The following is a 2151-nucleotide window of genomic DNA, read 5'->3' as shown; positions in this document are numbered from 1 at the left end:
TGCTTCTAAGCCTAACGTCGCTAAATCAATATCCGCGTGCGTGGTGGCTGAAAACTCAGACACCGGAGAAAAAGACAATGCTCCCATGCCTTTATCACCGACAAAGGCCAGTCTATCCATCGCCGTTAATTGATTAGGTAGGATGCCCTTTTGCCGAAAAATACGATCTTGTAACAGCATGCCCCAGCCATCGGGTAAACAATCTCCAAATACGCCATGTACACCTTGGTGCGGCGCTTTAGGAGCGACTTGAACTTGCGCGTTCGCATGCAAGGTAAAAGGTGATAAGTTGCCAAACTGCTGCAAATAGCTGTCTGCATACTGGAAAAAAACGCCTTGCCGATTCTGCGCCAAGACCCCTACTGCAACCTGCTCACCTGAACTTAAGGTGCGAGTCACGGCGAGTTTTTGAATGGGTTTAAAACTCATCTTTTAGCACCTCATCAATACTAGAGGGCATAGTGACCCGTTCTTTGCTAGGTTGTGTGAGTTGATAGAGCCTCTCTAGCGAATCAAGGGTCTGCCATAGCAACAGCAATTGGCGAAATGAAATTTGCCCGGTCAGCTCAAATTTCTTAATGGTGGCCGCAGGTACGCAGCTTCGCTCAGCAAGCGCCGCTCGTGACAGCTTTGCCTGCTTTCGTAACTCACGTAAATAAGCCGCATAGGCGTGGCTTACATCGGTATCATCAAGTAAGGTAAATTTCATCCGCAAAGGCCAAATGGATACAGTCATATCCATTATAGCGAAATAAAACAGAAAGTGGATATTATTGTATCCATTATTAAATAAAGTGTTGAAAAAATTACTCGATAAAGCCCTTCAAAACTGCTATGTTTTAGCTCTAACAGCAGCAAAAAAACGGCACTGTTTTTCCATTGCTAACCACTAAGATTTAGTAAAAGCCACAGGCAAGTGGTGGGCAGTTTGGTGGGCAAACAGGCATTTTTGAACGGTTTCTTTTCGGTAACTTATTGATTTTTTGAGGGTCTAGTCCGCTGCTCAATGAGCAGATCCAGAATATAGAATAGTTTTTACCTGCCCATGGATATCTTAGAAGCCCTGTTATTTTCTTATAGGTACAGGGCTTTTTATTTTCCCCGTCCAAATCGGTTTGCAGATGCCCCTTCTTACAATCATTGAAAAAGCGCTGCATTTTCTTGTTTTCGCTGTTCCAACGTTTTAGCAATTGCAGATAAGGTGGTTTTGCTAACTCCTTGCTGCTTTGCAAGATATGAAAAATGACCGAGGGCTTCTGCGACTTCTTCAATTACTTGCCTTGCATCATGCCAACTCCCATAGCCAGCACTGCTCGCTAGTTTTTGTATCACCTTAAGCGGTGGCGCTTTGCCATAACCACCGAACGCAGTGGCGTGTTCATTAAATGGATGTGGGCTGTAAGTAACATCGTAAAAAGGTGCTGGACTCCATTGACCGTCATCCGCTTGCAAAAACGCCCAGTTTTTACTGTGATCGTCTTGATTAGACGACAGCAGGTTAAAAACGGCACGGCGAAATTGCAGTTGTCCAGCAGCCGGAGATTTACACAACTGACGACTAGCTTTAATTAAGTCAATATAATCTAAACTTGGTGTTCGAAAGTCTGCATCCAACAGTCCGCACGCGCTATGCATATGCAAGCGGCCTGAACTGCCTTTTCCGGCTAAGTCGGTATGTTCAGCAACATAATCAAAACGTTTGAGTGCTAACCAAGCAGGTGCACCGCTTGCTAGTGGTGCTTCAATGAGCTGCCAAATCGGCGGTTTGCACTTTGCTTGCTCGGCCATTTGCAAGTACACAGCCTCACACAAACCTTCTTCATGGCCAAGTGCGAGATTTTTAGAGGTAAACTTCACCAGCCAAGCCTCATCTCCAAGCTGAGCGAAGGTTCGACAATGCTGAGTTTCCCCTGCAGGCATATAAATTTGTGCCTTAGGTCTGGCCCCACCAGAACTACCTCCGGCGACTAATGCGGCCAACACCTGTTGCGTATGCCCATCTAACTCACCGTGATTATCATCCATATAATCTGACATCGAAGAATCGAACAACGTTTGTGCTTCTAAGCCTAACGTCGCTAAATCAATATCCGCGTGCGTGGTGGCTGAAAACTCAGACACCGGAGAAAAAGACAATGCTCCCATGCCTTT

At 45.7% G+C, this 2151-nt stretch carries 3 protein-coding genes; all 3 read right to left on the bottom strand.

Annotated elements, in window-relative coordinates:
- Positions 1-429, bottom strand: a 429-nt coding sequence (locus LHL20_RS20780) for a HipA N-terminal domain-containing protein (protein WP_226434666.1), incomplete at its 3' end; no start/stop codon positions are given.
- Entirely contained in the window at positions 419-709 is a 291-nt protein-coding gene (locus tag LHL20_RS20775) for a helix-turn-helix domain-containing protein (protein ID WP_000673265.1), read from the bottom strand. The genes LHL20_RS20775 and LHL20_RS20780, both read right to left, overlap by 11 nt.
- A gap of 428 nt (positions 710-1137) precedes the next feature.
- On the bottom strand, positions 1138-2151 hold a 1014-nt coding region (locus LHL20_RS20770; RefSeq protein ID WP_226434665.1), incomplete at its 5' end, for a type II toxin-antitoxin system HipA family toxin.

It is taken from the genome of Alteromonas sp. McT4-15 (assembly GCF_020515205.1).
Taxonomy (GTDB): domain Bacteria; phylum Pseudomonadota; class Gammaproteobacteria; order Enterobacterales; family Alteromonadaceae; genus Alteromonas.
This window is presented reverse-complemented; position numbering and strand designations above follow the sequence as displayed.